At 61.5% G+C, this 16,837-nt stretch carries 14 protein-coding genes, 1 pseudogene and 1 other annotated feature; of the genes and pseudogenes, 7 read left to right on the top strand and 8 right to left on the bottom strand.

Features of this window, described 5'->3' with window-relative positions:
* Positions 1–119: 119 nt before the first annotated feature.
* From ACT6XY_RS15130 to ACT6XY_RS15150, 5 genes are all read right to left on the bottom strand, one after another.
* The gene (locus ACT6XY_RS15130) at positions 120–311 is read right to left on the bottom strand and encodes an ATP-binding cassette domain-containing protein (RefSeq protein ID WP_444749157.1); all 192 of its coding nucleotides are present in this window, start codon (positions 309–311) and stop codon (positions 120–122) included.
* On the bottom strand, positions 308–1,078 hold the full coding sequence (locus tag ACT6XY_RS15135) for an ABC transporter ATP-binding protein (protein WP_444749158.1): 771 nt from the start codon (positions 1,076–1,078) through the stop codon (positions 308–310). The genes ACT6XY_RS15130 and ACT6XY_RS15135 overlap by 4 nt, the downstream gene beginning before the upstream one ends.
* On the bottom strand, positions 1,075–2,031 hold the full coding sequence (locus ACT6XY_RS15140) for a branched-chain amino acid ABC transporter permease (RefSeq protein WP_444749159.1): 957 nt from the start codon (positions 2,029–2,031) through the stop codon (positions 1,075–1,077). Before ACT6XY_RS15140 ends, ACT6XY_RS15135 begins: the two co-directional genes overlap by 4 nt.
* Positions 2,028–2,885, bottom strand: a complete 858-nt coding sequence (locus ACT6XY_RS15145; RefSeq protein ID WP_444749160.1) for a branched-chain amino acid ABC transporter permease — start codon at positions 2,883–2,885, stop codon at positions 2,028–2,030. The genes ACT6XY_RS15140 and ACT6XY_RS15145 overlap by 4 nt, the downstream gene beginning before the upstream one ends.
* A 68-nt stretch (positions 2,886–2,953) precedes the next feature.
* The gene (locus tag ACT6XY_RS15150; protein ID WP_444749161.1) at positions 2,954–4,135 is read right to left on the bottom strand and encodes an ABC transporter substrate-binding protein; all 1,182 of its coding nucleotides are present in this window, start codon (positions 4,133–4,135) and stop codon (positions 2,954–2,956) included.
* Positions 4,136–4,290: 155 nt separating this feature from the next.
* Here ACT6XY_RS15150 and ACT6XY_RS15155 point away from each other — a divergent pair, with 155 nt between their 5' ends.
* A complete protein-coding gene (locus ACT6XY_RS15155) occupies positions 4,291–4,926 on the top strand; it encodes a TetR/AcrR family transcriptional regulator (RefSeq protein WP_444749162.1) in 636 nt (211 codons plus the stop codon).
* 289 nt (positions 4,927–5,215) lie between these two features.
* Here the strand turns inward: ACT6XY_RS15155 and ACT6XY_RS15160 are convergent.
* A pseudogene (locus ACT6XY_RS15160) lies at positions 5,216–6,056 on the bottom strand (IS3 family transposase); the annotation flags it as partial.
* Positions 5,656–5,772 (bottom strand) — a sequence feature (AL1L pseudoknot). Its footprint overlaps the pseudogene before it by 117 nt.
* On the opposite strand from ACT6XY_RS15160, the gene ACT6XY_RS15165 reads away from it, so the two are divergent.
* From ACT6XY_RS15165 to ACT6XY_RS15190, 6 genes are all read left to right on the top strand, one after another.
* On the top strand, positions 6,034–8,169 hold the full coding sequence (locus ACT6XY_RS15165; RefSeq protein ID WP_444749163.1) for a BTAD domain-containing putative transcriptional regulator: 2,136 nt from the start codon (positions 6,034–6,036) through the stop codon (positions 8,167–8,169). The pseudogene ACT6XY_RS15160 and the gene ACT6XY_RS15165 overlap by 23 nt on opposite strands.
* Entirely contained in the window at positions 8,169–9,203 is a 1,035-nt protein-coding gene (locus ACT6XY_RS15170) for a phosphatase PAP2 family protein (RefSeq protein WP_444749164.1), read from the top strand. Before ACT6XY_RS15165 ends, ACT6XY_RS15170 begins: the two co-directional genes overlap by 1 nt.
* A 42-nt stretch (positions 9,204–9,245) precedes the next feature.
* Positions 9,246–10,244: a hypothetical protein gene (locus ACT6XY_RS15175; protein WP_444749165.1), complete on the top strand. Its 999-nt coding sequence runs from the start codon at positions 9,246–9,248 to the stop codon at positions 10,242–10,244.
* A gap of 534 nt (positions 10,245–10,778) precedes the next feature.
* A complete protein-coding gene (locus ACT6XY_RS15180) occupies positions 10,779–12,662 on the top strand; it encodes a S8 family serine peptidase (RefSeq protein ID WP_444749166.1) in 1,884 nt (627 codons plus the stop codon).
* A 231-nt stretch (positions 12,663–12,893) separates the two neighbouring features.
* On the top strand, positions 12,894–13,094 hold the full coding sequence (locus ACT6XY_RS15185; RefSeq protein WP_444749167.1) for a hypothetical protein: 201 nt from the start codon (positions 12,894–12,896) through the stop codon (positions 13,092–13,094).
* A 102-nt stretch (positions 13,095–13,196) separates the two neighbouring features.
* Complete coding sequence (locus ACT6XY_RS15190) at positions 13,197–14,711, top strand: DUF4403 family protein (protein ID WP_444749168.1); 1,515 nt, start codon at positions 13,197–13,199, stop codon at positions 14,709–14,711.
* Here the strand turns inward: ACT6XY_RS15190 and ACT6XY_RS15195 are convergent.
* Both ACT6XY_RS15195 and ACT6XY_RS15200 read right to left on the bottom strand, forming a co-directional pair.
* Complete coding sequence (locus tag ACT6XY_RS15195; RefSeq protein WP_444749169.1) at positions 14,685–15,083, bottom strand: hypothetical protein; 399 nt, start codon at positions 15,081–15,083, stop codon at positions 14,685–14,687. The genes ACT6XY_RS15190 and ACT6XY_RS15195 overlap by 27 nt on opposite strands.
* Before the next feature lie 501 nt (positions 15,084–15,584).
* Entirely contained in the window at positions 15,585–16,823 is a 1,239-nt protein-coding gene (locus tag ACT6XY_RS15200; RefSeq protein ID WP_444749170.1) for a Zn-dependent hydrolase, read from the bottom strand.
* Between the last annotated feature and the right edge of the window lie 14 nt (positions 16,824–16,837).

Here is a 16,837-nt window from a genome sequence, read left to right on the forward strand (position 1 = left end):
TCGGAGACCGGGATCCCGGCCTCGTGCTCCTTCAGGATCCCGATGATCTGCTCTTCCGTGAAGCGGCTGCGCCTCATGTTCTGGTCCTCTCGATGGGCCAGAACGAACTTCAAACTGGATTATTCCAGAGGGGCAACGTCACAACGCACCGCATTGAGGCCCATGGCGGCCTTCAGGAGCGTGCTCTTGCCGGCGCCGTTGCGGCCGATGAGCGAGACCACTTCGGCGTGACCGACGTCGATGGAGACGTGATGGAGCGCCTGCGCCTTGCCGTAGAAGACGTCGCAGTTCTCGAGGGCGAGTGCGCTCATTCGCCCTCTCCCAGATACGCCGCCCGAACAGCGGGATTAACCCGCACGGCGTCGGGCGAACCCGACGCGAGCAACTGGCCCTGAACCATCACGACGATCTCGTGCGAGACCTGCATCACGACGTCCATGTTGTGCTCGATCAGGAGGACGGTCCGCCCGGCGACGATGCGGCGGATGAGATCGATGGCCTGGTCGAGCCTTTCATGGCCGACCCCTGCGAGAGGTTCGTCGAGCAGGAGCACGCGCGGGTCGCTGAGAAGCGTGAGGCCGACCTCCAGCGCGCGCTGGTCGCCATGCGAGAGATAGTCGGCCGAGATGTGGGCGAGCTTTGTCAGTCCAACCTGCTCCAGCACCTTCTCGGCATCCTCGCGGACATCCCTGAAGCGGCTCGACGGCATCCAGAAGGGTTGCACGCGATAGCGGTTCGCGAAGGCCCCAAGCTGCAGGTTTTCCAGCACGCTCATCCCAGAGAAGATTTTCGTGATCTGGAAGCTTCGTCCGAGGCCAGCGCGCGTCCGTGCATGGACGGACAGCCGGGTGATGTCGCGGCCGTCGAGGAAGACCTGCCCGCCCGACAGGGTCGCATGACCGGAGAGGGCGTTCATCAGCGTTGTCTTGCCGGCGCCATTCGGCCCGATCAGCCCGTAGAGGTGCCCCGGCTTGAAGTCGTAGCTGACGCCGGCCACAGCCTTCAGCCCGCCGAAGGCGACCTGGATGTTCTCGCAGCGCAGGCCACCGGCCGAGGCCCCGTTCAGAACCCTGCTCATGGCGCATCCCCCGGGCGACCGGCGGCCTTGCGAGCGAACAGGCCTGCGATCCCGTTCGGCAGGAAGATGGTGCAGAGAATGAAGATCAGCCCGAGAATGCCGTACCAGTGCTGCGTGTACTGGCTCAGCTTTTCCTTGAGAACCTCGAAGACGGCGACGCCGAGGATCGGGCCAAGCAGCGTTCCCTTGCCGCCGAGCACGGTCATGATGAGAACGTCGCCGGACGTCGTCCAGTGCAGCATCTGCGGGCTGATGTAGAACATGAGCGAGGCGAGCAGCGCGCCGCTGACGCCTGCATAGAAGCCCGAGATCATGAACGCACACTGGCGCAGGCGCTGGACGTTGTAGCCGATCTGGGCCGCGCGCACGTCGTTTGCCTGCACGGCCTGCAGGGCCTTGCCGAAGGGCGAGGCGCGCAGGAGCGCCATCACCGCGAGGCCGACGATGAAGACCACGATCAGGAAATAGTAGTAGTTGCGATTGTCGTAGAAATCGATGCCGAACAGCTCCGGTCGCGGAACGCCCGGAATGCCGTCCAGCCCGCCGGTATGGCTCCGCAGCTTGGTGCTCGCCAGGATGTAGACGAGCTGCGCGAGGGCGAGCGTCAGCAGCGAGAAGAACAGGCCCGACACGCGAAGCGCGAAGATGCTCAGGCCGAAGGCCATGACGGCCCCGACCATGCCGGCGGCGCCGAGGGCGGGCAGGAAACCGACGCCGGCCTTTGTGACCAGCAGGGTCAGCGCATACCCGCCCGAACCGAACAGGGCCGCATGGCCGAAAGACAGCATGCCGGCCATGCCGAAGATCAGGTCGAAGCCGATAGCGAACAGCGCCCATATCAGGATGAGGCTGACGAGGTTGAGGCTCTCCTCGCTCGTCTGGATCACGGGCACGAGGATCATCGCTGCGATGATGGCAGCCATCGCCAGCCGGCCGAGATGGGACGTCGTCATGCGGCGCGGCCCTTGCGGCTGAACAGGCCGGCCGGCCGCGTCATCAGCGTCGCGATCAGCAGGACGAAGGTGATCAGTTCGACCCATTCGGGCGCATAGGTGAAGCCCGCAGCCCGTGCCATCCCGAGCAGGAGGGCAGCCAGGATGGCGCCGCGGATGTTGCCGAGGCCGCCGATGATGACCACGACGAAGCAGTCGATGATGACGCTGAACCCCATGCCAAGTTCGATCGGCACCAGCGGCGCAGCAACGACGCCGCCGAGCGCCGCCAAGCCAGCTCCCAGGGCAAACACGGCCGTACGCACTTTCGCCACGTCGATGCCGAGGGTCTGCGCCATGTCGGCGTCGGAGCTGGCGGCGCGGATTACCATGCCGAGGCGGCTGCGTTCCAGGAGCAGGAAAAGCGCCACCGAGACGGTCGCACCGAAGCCGATAATGAACAGGCGGTAGGAGGGAATCTGGCTGCCGAACAGCGCGACAGGCTGGGAGAAAAGACCTGGCGTCGGGACCTGCTTGTAGTCGAGCCCCCAGACGATCTTCACGGCTTCCTCGATGACGAGGATGAAGCCGAAGGTCAGCAGCAGCTGGTAAATATGGTCACGTTCATAGACCGGCTTGAGCGCCGCCATTTCCATCGCCGCGCCGAGCGCTGCGACGACGATCGGCGCGAACAGAAGGCCGATCCAGAACGAACCGGTCCAGTTGACGATCTGGAAGCACACGTAGGCGCCCAGCATGTAGAGCGCCCCGTGGGCGAAATTGATCACCCCAAGCATGCCGAAAATAAGCGTCAGTCCTGCCGCCAGCAGGAACAGGAGGAAGCTCAGACTGAGGCCGATGACGATCGTGGACACGGGTGTGTCACCAGTCTTTCAGAAGGGAAGGGGCGGGGAGGCGGGCCCTGAGACCCGCTTCCGGCTCATCAGCAGGCCTCGAAAAGATTGGCCGCGTCGAAGGTGTTGGTGATCTTCATGGTCAGTGGAGGAAGGGGTGCCTGGCCTTCGACCACCTCGCCCCACAGGCCGACCTGCGCCGCCTGATGATCACAGGTGCGCATCACCTTGCGGCCCTCGACGGAGTTCTCGCGGGTGCTGGTGCGGAAGGCTTCCACCCACTTCTCGCGATCCCAGCTCTTGGTGGCGTCGACCACGTCCAGCCACCAGCTCATGCCGTCGTAAGCCTCGCCGGCGAAGCTGGAGGGCCATTCGTTGTATTTGGCACGATAGGCCTCGACGAACTTCTTGTTGGCGGCGTTGTCGACGCTGAAGTGATAGCGCACGCCGGAGAAAACCCCCACGGAGGCCGGGCCAACTGCGGCTGCAAGCGTCTCGTCCTGAAGCACGGGTCCGAACTGGGCCTTGGTCTTGCCGAGGCCGACCTGTCCGGACTGCTTGAGGAACGTGACCGCGTCGTTGCCGGTGATCATGACGGCAATGCCGTCGGCGTCGGACTTGGCCATCTTGTCGACGATGACGGAGAAGTCGCGGTTTCCAAGGGGCGCATAGTCGTTGCCGACGATGCCGATGCCAACCTTCTTCGCCTCTGCCTGGAAGAGCTCCCAGCCGTCGCGTGTCGCCTGATAGTCGGCGGTCACACCGTAGATTTTCTTCAGGCCGCGGGCTTTGGCGAATTCCACGCACATCCGGATTTCCATTCCGAGCGTGTTCGACGTGCGGAACGTGTAGCGCGAGCCGCCGACGCGGGTGATCTTGTCGTCCGCGGAGATCGTGACCAATAGCGGCACCTTGCGCTGGTCGGCGAGGCTTTGGAGGGCGAGCGTCGATGCGGAACCGACGGCGCCGAAGATCATCTGCGCGCCGTTCGCCAAAAGGCGCGTCGCCTTTTGCACGGCAGGCTGCGGACGGGTTTCGTCGTCCTCCCACGAGATGCGGATCGGCTTTCCCAGGACACGGCCCTGGCGCTCGGCTACGGCGATCTCCACGCCCTGGCGCATGTCCTTGCCGATAATTCCGTAGGCACCGGAAAAGGCGAGCACCGCTGCGATGTGAAAATCAGCGGGTTCCTGCGCCAGCGACGGCGCGGCCGGCAACCCCGCCGCCAGGGCTGCGGCGGCGCTGGTTTTCATGAAAAGACGACGATGCATCGGTTCCTCCCGCGGCTTGCGACTGCCGCTCAGTCGTTTGTCTACTTGCGGGTAGGTTAAATCTTACGTGTAGGTAGAGTGTCAATCAGCCGGTTGGACGATGGCCGACGGCGCGGTAGACGAGACCGACAACTCGCCACGGAAGAAGGCAGACGATGAGCGGTTCGAGTAAGAAGCGAGCCACGGCGTCAAACTGGAGAGATGCCGGCCTCCGACACGATCTGCATGACGCGAAGCGGCGCTTGATCCTCAGCCAAGCTGCTCGAATGTTTGCGGATGACGGATTTCATCAGACGACCATCGAGAAGGTCGCTGCCGCTCTCAATGTAACAAAGCCGACCATTTATTATTATATTGATAGCAAAGAAGATATTCTTTATCAAATTCTGCAATTGGCCCTCGACGAGCTCGATGCGGCTTTGGCCGCGATCGACAAGCCGGACGCGGTTGCCATCGACCGACTGGAGGTATTCTTTCAGATCTACTGTGAGATTATCCTGTCTGATTTCGGCGTCTGCATGGCGCTCGTCACGGATCGCTCTCTAAATGCCGAATATAGAAAAAAGCTGAGAGGTCTGAAGAAGGAGTTCGAGCTGAGGGTGCGCTCGATCATTGCGGACGGTCTGCGTGACGGATCTATCCACGTTGGCAACCCGCGCCTGTTCTCGAACGCGATATTCGGCGCCTACAATTGGATGCCGCAATGGTTCTCGAAGGCCGGCTCGATGTCGGCTGAGGAGGCTGGGCGTGAGATCTTCAAGCTGTTCCGCAAGGCGGCGACGAGCACGTGAGGCATCACCCCTCGCACCAGCCTAGCGAGTAAGAGCTGCGCACCGATGACTTAAGTTCGTGCTCAGCTCGCCGCTGCAATTGGTTCGTCATCTCCCGGAGGGCAAGCCAGTCTTGGTGGTCAATGGAGGCGCTCGCAGCCTCGAATGGCGCTGGCCGAGGCCACTGTGGGCATTGCCAGGTCATCGCAAATCCCTTGGCCCTGTCGACCGCTTTGCGCCGCCATTGCTGACCTTCGACGATGTGCCGCAAGCGGAAGTCAGCATTCTAGCTGCGTCAAGCGCCTCAGCTGGCATGGGCAGTCCGGCTGACCCGCCATCCCACGATGCGCCGCGCATAGGCGTCAATGACGAAGGCCACTTAGACGAACCCAGACCACGTCGAGACTTAGGTGAAGTCCGAGAGCAATAGACGATCCGGCGCTGGGGCATGGAACACGCGGTTGACGTGATCGAGCGGACAAGGGGCGGCCTTGTTCTGGATGGTGGTGCGAGCGGCTTGCCGCGGATGATGCGTTGGAGACCCAACTCGCGCATCAGCCGTTCCACGGTGCAACGCGCAACGTCGACGCCCTACCGCATCAACTGGCGCCAGACCTTGCGCACGCCATAGCCCTCGAAGTTCTAGCCAAAAACGCGTGTAACCTCCGACCGCAGCACCTCGTCCCGCTGAGCCCGACAAGACCGCCGACCGGGATCGCGGCGCTGGGCGCGGTGTGCGTAATACGTCGACGGGGCGAACGGCAGGACCTTGCAGATCGGCTCGACCCCTTAGACGTCGCGATGATCGTCAATGAAGGCGATCATCGTTTGAACGGGCGGTCGAGCTCCGCCTGGGCGAAATATGTGCTTGCCTTACGCAGGATCTCGTTGGCCTGGCGCAGCTCGCGGTTCTCCCGTTGGAGCGCCTTCAGGTTCTCCGCGACATCGGAGGGAACGCCAGCACGCTTCCCGCCATCGACCTCGACCGGTGCGACGCACTCCAGCAGCGTGTGGGTCGAGCAGCCGATCTTGGCGGCGATCGAGGCGCAGGCGACCCAGCGCGAGGAGTGCTCGGCCTCCTGGTCGAGAATCAGCCGCACCGCCCGCTCGCAGACCTCAGGCGAAAATTTGTTCGTCGTCTTGCTCGTCATGGCTCCATCCTACTTGGAAGTTGGAGCCTCCAGCAAAACCGGGGCGGTTCAAAGTGCCGGAGCTCTTTATCTGCTACGTGACCTGCAGTACCTTAAGACAGTTTTGTCCCGACCACTGACGCGAGAAGCCGTGTCATCAATTGAGCCTTCGCGCCCGCTTGTTCTGAACATCATCGGTCCCGTGAGGATTGAGCAGGGTTCAGTTGAAGTGCCATTGCGCAGCCTGAAGGCGCTTGCTCTCATTAGTTATGTTGCTCTCGATACGAAAACGCGCTTCAAGAGGGCCGAATTGGCCTCAATTTTCTGGCCAGACTCCGACGAAGAGAAGGCCTATTCATCGTTACGGCAGGTTATCAGGCAGATTCGATATTCGATACCATTGATTGGTAATTGCGTAAATTTCGACCACGCTATTGTCGACATTAATCGAAATAACATTGAGACTGATCTCGATCGGGCAATATCGTCGATTGAGAAATGTATATCAAATGAATATTCGTCGTTATTTTTTCGCGCGGCGGATTTGCTGCAAGGACTTGATGATATTGGAGAAGAATTCTGCGACTGGCTTCGCGAGACGCGAGCTATTCTTGAGCGAAAGTATCTGCGGTCGCTCGTTCTCTCGATGCAAAAATCCACGGTGAACTGGCCCGTTCGAGAGGCGCTCGCTGAGGCCGTCATAGCCCATGAACCTCTCAACGAAGCGGCCCATCGGATCATGATCGAAGGCGCCGCGCGCCGAGGCGATACAGGCACCGCGTTAAGTCTGTACGGACGGCTCCACGACCAACTCGATGCTCAACTGGGTATGGAGCCATCTGCTGAGACGCAAGATCTCATCGTTCGTGTCAAGCTAGACGAGCTAGAACCCTGTCCTGCCGAACGGAGGGTAGAGATCGCTGTTGAAGCGGCTTCCCGCCACGGGAGCCCGCTCGTCGTTGTTCTCCCGTTTGCTGAATACGCGCTGGAAGGCCACTACGCGAGCCTTGGCAACTATGTGGCCGACGAGATCGCCGAATCCCTCTTTGCAGTCCAAGATCTAAGAGTCATTGCGCCGGCGTCAATACGTGGAGTTAAAAGACAAGGCAAACATGATGAGGATTTAGTCAGTATTTTTAACGTTGACTATTATGTATCTGGAAGATTGCATCGCTCCGGTGACGATGTGGTGCTGTCCGCGCAGTTAGTGAATCGGCGAAGTGGAACGATCGTCTGGACGGGCCGCCTCGCTATCAGCGGCGACGATATTGCCTCACCGCAGCGCGCTTTGGCCCAAATCATTATCTGGAACCTCGTCGAGAAACTGAAAGCGTTTGAGCTCGAAGCCGCAATTGGCAAGAATGTCCAGCAACTGTCACCATACCAGATTGTTCTCAAGGCGAAGTCCTATCTTTATTTGTTGAATCGTCCTTCGTTTGATGAAGCCAATCGGTTGCTCGATCTCGCGCTTGAGCGGGATCCGCATTATGCAGCGGCGCATTTGGCGAAAGCCGAGTGGCATAGCTTGTGTATTGGCCAAGGCTGGTCTGAAGACACAGCGACCAGTCTAGATCAGCTTGTAAAGTCTGCGCGCGCGGCCTTGCGTCTTGGGCAGAATGCGCGTGCGCTGGCCTTGCTGGGACATAACCGGGTCATATGCGAACGGGATTTTGGCCAGGCGCAAACTCTGCTGACGCAGGCTCAGAATCGAGCACCGGGCGATCCCGATGTTCTCTTATGGACAGTTCCAACGCTTGCCTACGGAGGACAGGGGCAGGAGGCAGTTCGTAACGCTCACCGGGCCCTGGAATCTTCGCCCAATGATCCACTGATTTTCAGATACTTTCATTTTGCCGGTATTGCTCATTTTTCAATTGGCAATTACGATACCGCTGCCGCATTTGCAGAAAGATCGCTCTCGGAGAATATCGAATACTTGTCGAACGTCCGTTTCGCGGCGACCTCTTTTGCCGCGGCGGGCCGTATGTCCCAAGCCCGCCAAATCGGCAAGCGGCTGCTGCAGGCTGACCCTGCTTTCACCGTCGGCCGGTATGTTCAGCGGCAAATGTTTGAAGATTCAGAGCTGCGCTCGAAGATCGGCACCTGGCTTCTGCAAGCGGGGTTGCCTGCCTGATGTCGCAATTCACGCGGCGATCACGGCTGTCCTTTAAGCGGATCGCAATCGAACAAACGACATTTCTTGGAGGGAAAATGGGCAACGCTGATAAAGCTGCGTCTGACGGCGGCCAGGATGGTGGGCAAGACGGCGGTCAGGGCTTCCTGCCGGAAGGGCGCTCAGGACTGGCGGCCATCGGGGCGCTGCCTTTCTCTGGGGTACTCAGAATTGACCCAGGCGCTGTCAAGATGGGGTGGCAGGACGAGTTCTCCGACAGGGCATGGTCACCGTTTCATCGTGCGCATCTTCTCCTTGGCGAGTTCTGCCGCGCGCCGTGGACGGAGATCAAAATTGAACAGCGTCCGGTCCATCTCTTAAAGCCGGACGACATCGCCAGTGAGATCGATCACCTGCTCAAACTGCGAAATCAGGTGCGACCGGGCCGGCTCGCGGAGATCGCCTTGCAGGCCACTAATCCCCTAGCCTACTGGGATCGTTTGCTTGGGACATCGTCTCCGGAAAAGTATCACACCCGGGTCTTGTTGGAGGGTGCTATGCTGATCGGCAGGGTCGTCTCTATGCACTTCAAGGCCATTCACCGGGCGCCGAGACCGTCTCATCTTTTTCCGGGTCTGTTGCCGTCGGTGGATATGCCCGGTCACCCGTCGTTTCCTTCGGCTCACGCCATGCAGATGGGCCTCATTCGGGAAATTCTGGTTCGAGCGGTGGGCTTCGACAAGGACCATCCGTTCCATGGCCCGGTGCTCGCATTGGCCGAGCGGATCTCAATTAATCGGGAAGTGGCCGGAGTGCATTTCCTGACAGACACGACGGCGGGATGGGCGCTCGCCGACCAGTGTTTCGCCCTCCTGCGCGACGGGCGTAGGTTCCGGGAATTCGTCGATCTCGCGCAAATTGAATGGAACGGCGTTCGGCGGCTCGAAGCATCGCTTTCGCTCACGAATGCGGGCCCCCCTGACAGCTTCGCCACTATTGTGGCCGACACGGTTGTTGCGGCTATGAACGCCGCCAAGCTGAAGCCGCCGGGGTGATGCACAGATCGATTGACTAATGGATGCGGCACGGGGGCGAAAATGGAAAATATTGGTGGCGCAGCCTATCCCGAGAACATCGGTGCCATTTTTCGCAGCGACTTCTACATCAGTCTCGCCAAGAATTTGCCGCCGTTGGGGACGGTGGAGGGCTTGCTTGATATCGAGCTCGAAAGCGATATCCGGCTAAACTGGGCTATTCGCGACCAGGGACATCGCCCGACATGCATCGCCTTTGCAGCCATGGCTTGCGTGGAGCTTTTCCATATCAGGCATCGGCAACCTCAGGTGGTTGAAACCTTATCTCCAGCCTACAGTTACTGGAGAATGCGGCAGGACTTTCCAATCAATGATAAGAAGCCGAAGGGCTACGATAGCGGTGGGACGCTATTTCGGCAGGCCCGCGACGTTGTTCTGCGGTACGGCTCCTGTCTCGAGGTGAAGGCGCAATACAGCCATGCCGCCTTCGGTTACTCAGGGGGCGAGTACGGAGTTCAATGGATTTACCCCGAGGACGAGAACGAACGGAAGTTGACGCTGGCAGCTGCTGACGCGGACGCAAACCTTAGGAAGAATAAGGAAGCGCAGGTCGTTTATAAGCATATGCGAGAAGGCCCACTGACACTTTATCCAGGCACCTCCGGGGAAAAGACGCTATCTCGCATCTTCTATGATTTTCTGAAGGATGGATTTCCGGTCGCGATAGCCGTTCCGATCTGGAAGACGACTGACGGAGCCAGCAATTGGTGGACGCCGGAAGCCCAGAGCTATGGGATCGTGCGTGCACCGGGTGACCCCGGTCACACTGTTGCGAACGGTGCGGAGCCGAGTGGCGGCCATGCTGTGTGCCTCGTGGGATATCGAGCGGCTCAGCAAAAGGGGCCGGGGCACGGCTGGTTCATCTTCCGGAACAGCAGCGGCTTGGCATTCGCTAGGGATGCCAGCCCAGCTGAGCATGGCGTTCCGGCTCCAGGGTATGGTGCCATCAGCGCCCATTACATCGATACCTACTGTTGGGAATATCTTGCTTTGAAGAACTGACTGCTGCCCGTGCCGCACGCTGCGACACCGAACGTTTGGGCCGAGTTCTCTTTCCCATTTCGGTGTGAGCTGACGCGTTGGCACCCCTGAAAAATGGCGCGTGGCCATTGCCGACCGTCGGTCTTGGCGACGGCTCGATTGTCTCGTACTGCGCTTTGACTGGCGATCAGCGCTGAGCACGCGTTCAACTCGCCGCTGCTTTTGATCGCATCTCCGGCTTGAGGCCCGCTGGTGGGCTGATTCCCTGGCCGCGCTGAGAGACGCCCGAAGCATCGACAGCGCCGGCTCATTCGGACCGCTCGCAAGGCGCGCATCGCCGCGCGGGGTGCCGGTCAGTAGCGAAGAGAAGATCGGCGGCCGGCGCTCCCAATAGGCGATGCGCTACGGCCTCGAACTGAAGGCGCCAGACGCCCGCTTTCACGGCGCTTTCACACTCGGCTCACGCCGTGCTCCTGCCCGTGGCGGATGGTGTCCTCGGCAGGTCTGCAAACGGGACAACCCGACAGGCTGCAACTGTCGTCGGGGGAGCGTGCCATGGCCGACCAAATCAATCGAAGGGCGCCAGACTGGTATGTGTTGCTGCCGGGCCTTGGTGATCTGCATCAACGCACGCTCGGTGATCCCAATGTGCGAATTGCGGTGCTGGATGGACCTGTCCGTCGAGGCGAGGTTCCGTCCGGCGCGGCGGCGGTGGCGATGCAACACGGCACGGCCATCGTTTCCATATTGGCTGGCTCGCCGGACGGCGCCGTTGAGGGGCTGGCGCCTCGATGTCAGGTCGTGGTGACCGATATCTACGTTGCAGCCACGGCCAAAGGCGTACAGCCGACCTGCAGCCATAAGGACCTCGCGCGGCACATAGCGGATGCGATCAAGGCTGGCGCCCACGTCATCAACATCAGCGCTGCGCAGCCGCTCGATCCCTCGCTTGCCTCCGCTGAACTGGCTTCGGCGATGGTGGAGGCCGAACGGCGCGACGTGCTCGTCGTCGCTGCGGCCGGCAATGACGGCTGCTCCTGCGACGCGTTGCCGGCGGCCATGCCGGCAGTCCTTGCGGTCGGCGCCCACGACAGTGCGGGTCTACCGCTGCCGATGAGCAACTGGGGGCTGGGCACGCGGGCGCAGGGCATATTGGCTCCGGGATCCGGCATCCCGGGCTCCTGCCTGGAAGGTGGTCTCTGCCAGTTCGAGGGGACCAGCTTCGCCGCGGCGATCGTTTCGGGGGTCGCGGCGCTTCTGATGAGCCTCGACGCCTCAAATGGCATCTCCCCGAGCGCTGCGCGAGTGCGCCGCATTCTCAAGTCCTCCGCCGATCCCTGCGACCCCGGCGCCAATGAGCGCTGCGGTCCATTCCTTCTCGGTCGGCTGAATGTCGGACGGGCAGTGCAGATGCTGAAGGACCACAAACCACCATTGCCGAAGGAGGCGACAATGACCACGCCGGAACTGCATACCAAGCCTATCGTTTTGGAAAGTCCCGCATTGGTGCCGGCTGGCGTCGATGCGGGCGGCACTCCGGCCCCCTTGGCCGCACCGAACGGTGTCGCGCCCGCCTGCGGTTGCGGCGGCAAGTGTGGAGGAGGCGCCGCCTGCACCTGCGGCGACAAAGCGAAATCCTCGCCCCAGCTCGCCTATGCGATCGGGCGTATTGGCGTCAGCTTCCCCAGCCTCGCCCGCCGGGATGCGCTGTGGCGGGCGGTCAACGGTGGCCGCGAGGGTGACCTGAAGCCGATCAGCAACGCGGCTCTACTCGACCTCTTCGGCAAGCAGGCGTTCCAGGCCCAGTCGGTCGTGTGGACACTGAGCCGCACCGAAGTCCCTATGTACGCGATCGTTCCGTCCGGCGCCTTCGCGGCCGAAACGTATCGATGGCTGGTCGAGGAGTGGGCCGACGCCGACGTCGAGTTCGCTTCGATCCCGGGCCTCATCGCAGGGCAGACGACGCTCTACGACGGATCGGTTGTCGACGTGCTGGTCCCGGACCTGCGCGGCATGAACAGCTGGTCGGTGTCAGCTTACACCAAGGCCATTCTCGACGAGCGCAAGAAGGCAGAGCCGAAGGCGACCGATGCCGCGCTGAAACAGGACCTGTCCCGTTTCTTCGGCAAGATCCTCTTCAGCATCCGGAACAAGGGTGTGACCCCGCAGGAGCGCGCGCTGAACGCGGCCGCCACCAACGCCTTCAACTTCAGCGACGTGCTGCGCGACGCCGGTCGGGAGGGCATGACCCTGAGGGACGTCGCTGTCGAACGCAGCCCGATCAACCGGGTCGGTGGTGAATATTACGATGTACTGCTAACGTTCTTCGATCCAAAGAGACGGACGGAAGTCGCGCCGTTGCTTGCGCGATTCACAATAGACGTTGCCGACACCGTTCCTGTTCTGATCGGAGATCCGACGATCTGGTACGAATACTAAGGTAAACGAGCTCAAGGGCATTCCGCCCGCTTGAGAGAGGAGAGTAAGATGAAACTACCTCAACACTCCAGGGCCCGTCCGACGGGCTACGAGCGCCAGCCATCGGTCGCGCGTCGCGGCTCCGGTTCGGAAGAAGTTTCGCCTGCCGCCTGCTGCGCCTGGGTGAACATTCCCTTGGTTGGTCCGAAATGTGTCCTCGAACTCCCCGTCTGCCCCTGAAGGAGGCACGTCATGAAACTTCCGACCGAACAGGCCATTGTCCCGCGCAACCTCGATCGCACGGGCAGCTTTCTTAGCGGGTATGTCACCCCCCAAGGGTGTAACACTCTGAAGAAAATTGCGTGCGCAGCGGCGGTCGCCGGTTGTCTCGCCACGCCAAACCCGGTGGCCTGCATCATGGCCACCGCTCCGCATTGCGCCGATTGTCTGTGAACGCCTGACTGCAATCGCGATAGACCTTGCCGGAGGCGGACCACAGATCCGCCTTCGGCGCATCGCCCGGACGTCTCTCCCACACATCACAGGTTCACGCCGATGCGCCGAAACTATCGTGTCGCCGCTTTCGCGGCCGTTGTGCTTCTCCTTGGAGGCTTCGCGCTCTGGTGGTGGAGCGTCGATTCCTACGAGGCCCCGCCTCAGACGCGTGAGGCAGCTCCGCCCGCCAGGGCCGTTTCGACGCTGGTGCTGCCGCTCGATGTCTCGCTGGATGAGCTGCAGCGCCGCGCCAACGAGGCCGCGCCGCAGGTCGTCTATGCGATCGACGAGGGTCGCAATGCCTGCGTTCCTGGCCAGTGGATCGACAAATGCCTGGTGAGCGCATTCGGAAGATGCCGGCTGAAGATCAAGACCAGGCTCACGCCCGACATTGATTGCCATCTCAACGGCAATGTTTCCCGTGGACCGATCGTCGTGGACGGCGCCGGTAATGCGTTGAGGGTCAGCGCGCCACTTCATGCCCGCATCACCGCGCGGGGCAGGGGAGATATCGGCCGACATGTTCAAACGACAGGCACCGGCAGCGTCGATGTTGTCGCGACGGTGTCGGCCGGCATCGATGCGAACTGGCGGCCGCAGGCCAATCTGAATGTCGACTACAGCTGGGCGAACCGGTTCGGCGTCGATATTCTCGGCTTCCGTATCACCTTCGCCTCGAAGGTCGATCCAGCGATCCGAGAGCAGATCGCGGGCTTTACGTCGCGACTTCCGGCCTATCTCGAAACCCTTCAGGTTCGAAATCGGGCCGAGCAGGGTTGGCAGCGCGCCTTCTTTTCCCGGCAGGTTTCGTCGGCGCCCCCGATATCACTGCGCTTCACGCCCGAAGCCATCGGCTACGGAGGCTATACTATTCAGGGCCGCACCTTGCGCTCAAGCATTCTCGTGCGCGGCGCGATCGAGACGTTTCTCGGAAGCTCGCCGCCAGCCGCCGCGCCAACTCCTTTGCCGGCTCTCACTACCGATATGCCCCCCGCTGGCTTCAACGTCGCGCTGCCGATATCCATGCCGTTCCCGGCCTTGATCGGGGAGGCGAAGAAGGCCTTGAAGATCGGAGAGGCGTTTAAAGTGACCCTCGGTGCCGCCGGCGAGGTGTCGGCACGATTCTCCGACGTTCAGATCTATCAGACGACGGACAGGCGGCTGGCAATCGGACTGTCCGTCGAAGCGGATGCCGCCAACGATCAGTTCGATGCAAAGGGGATGATCTGGTTCATCGCCTCGGCACGTGCAGACAATAATGCGCGACGGATCGTCGTCGATCACCTTGAGGTCTACAGCAAGACCGACAACATGCCGCTCGACCTGTTGGTCTCCTTGGTTCAGGTCGATGTGATCAATGCGCGCATTCGCAAGGCGTTCGAGTTTGACTACAGCAAAAAATACGAAGAACTGATCGGCTTGGCCAATTCCCATATGCCTTACCAGATATCGGAAGGCGTCCGCATCGAGGGCAAGCTGGACGAAGCAAGCGTGTCGCGAACCTACATCGACAGCGAGGGCATAACGGCCATACTGGAGGCCCGCGGTTCAGCCCGGCTTGTGGTTCGTCCGTAGGTTGCCGAAGAGCAAGGATGGGGCTTCGCGGCAGCCATGACAACGCTGTGCGTTGCTGGAGAGGATTGTCCTGTTTGGCCGTTCTAGCAACTTTGTCAGCGAGAGCCGCGTCAACAGGTTATGGATCGCCCGCATGCCGGACTTTGCCGACCTCGTTTGCAATAGGTTTGAGAAAGCTCGCGCGGCAATTTTCGCCGGGAGGAGTCGCGCGACGGGCCTTTTTGCAACAAAGGCGATCGAAAAAACATCAACTTGCCCGTGATGCGGCGCATCGTGGAAGTGGGCCACCCACTCAACGCCAGCACGACGATTGTCACCTTCTGAAACTGGACGATCCGCCAAACGGCCCCACACCCGGTAGCCGACGTTCATGACTTCCGCATCGGGCCCGAAACCTGACACCAGAGATCGCGCGTGGTTGAGCAGTTTATCGGTTCAGATGCGAATCTGTTGGGCCACGGTCGATCTGCGATACGGTTCGAGGTGGCCTCAGTCAGCTGGTAGGAATTCGGTATGAATATCGGTATGAAAGTTATCTTCACATTTGAAATAAGCTATTGAAATTATTGAAGTTATGCTCGCCGTGCATCGAATCCCGTAGGGAGCGCCAAGACCTTTCTAGAGTCCCGTTGCCGCAGTGGCAGCGACATCTGTGGGGCGCCCCCTCTGTAGGGCCCCGCCGCCGGCTCGTGTTGCCAATCGCTATCACGGCAGCCGTCTACGTCCGAGGCCGTGTGGCGGGCGATCCGGCACCCGCGGCCGCCGTCGTCGGGTTGACGGGCCGGTTCCGCCATCTCGCGACACAAGCCCCATGATGCGGCCTCGACCGGGACGTCGCACGGTGTCGCGCAGCGGACGACCAGGGCCTGACCGTCAGCAGGTGGCGGTGAGCACCCTCCGACACGCTTCGACAAACACGGTCGCTCCCAGCGCGATGTCCTCGTCGGACGTGTTCTCGGTCCAGTGATGGCTTATGCCGCCGATGGACGGCACGAACAGCATGCCCGCTGGCATGACTCTGGCCAGAATCTGCGCATCATGTCCCGCTCCACTGTGCATGCGCAGCGAGCGCGACGGCGCATGAACTTCGGCGGCACCCTCGACGGCATCCTGAATGCCCGCATCCATGGGCGCGGGAACCCCGACGCGGATGCACTCGATCGAGACGGCGCACGGGCCGGCAGCGGTCGCCTCCTTCGCCATGGCCTGCAGCAGGCTTTCAAGGCGGACGACGACGTCCGGATCATCGTCGCGGATCTGGAACAGCATCTCGGCACTGCCCGGGATGATGCTGGGTGCGCCGGGATCGAGCGTGATACGGCCGGTCGTCCACACGGTCCTCACGCTCGCGAAGTCCGGAAAGCGCTGGTCGATGGCCACGCAGAAATGGGCGAGCGCCAGACCTGCATCTTTGCGCGTGGCCATGCGTGTCGTCCCCGCGTGGTTCTGTGCGCCCGTGAACGTGATCCGGTATTGCCAGATCCCGACGATGGACGTCACGACCCCGATCTTCAGGCCGCGTGTCTCCAGCGTGTCGCCCTGCTCGATATGGGCCTCCAGATAACCGAGGTACCGGCCCCGTTCGACGCTTGCGCGCGGAAGGCCGGCGAGGCCGACGTCCCGCAGCGCGTCGCGCATGGCGCGTCCGTTGCTGCGATCCCGGGCTGCATCGATCTCCGCTTCGGCAACGTCGCCGACATAGGACCGCGACCCCAGCAGGGAGCCGAAATGGCCCTCCTCATCGCACCACGCCGCGACCTCTACCGAACCGGAAATATTCGGATCGTTGTTGATGATGCGCGCCGCCTCCAGCGCATAGACGACGCCGAGCGGACCATCGAGCCAGCCGGCATGCGACTGGCTCTCGAGATGGGAGCCGGCGAGCATCCTCGGACCGGCCGTCTCGCCCGTGCCGATGAGATTGCCGATACCGTCTATCGTTCCGCTCAGTCCCGCGTCGGGAAGCTTTCGCAATAGCCACGCCAGCGACTGCATGTGCTCGGGCGAGAAGGTCGGCTTGTGGACCCCGGACTTGTAGGCGCCGATGGCGCGCAGTTCGTTGAGATCCGCAATCACGCGAGCGCCGTTCGCGGTGGCATGACCAGTCGTCATCTCAGATTTCCCCC

It is taken from the genome of Phreatobacter sp. (genome assembly GCF_052440005.1).
Taxonomy (GTDB): domain Bacteria; phylum Pseudomonadota; class Alphaproteobacteria; order Rhizobiales; family Phreatobacteraceae; genus Phreatobacter.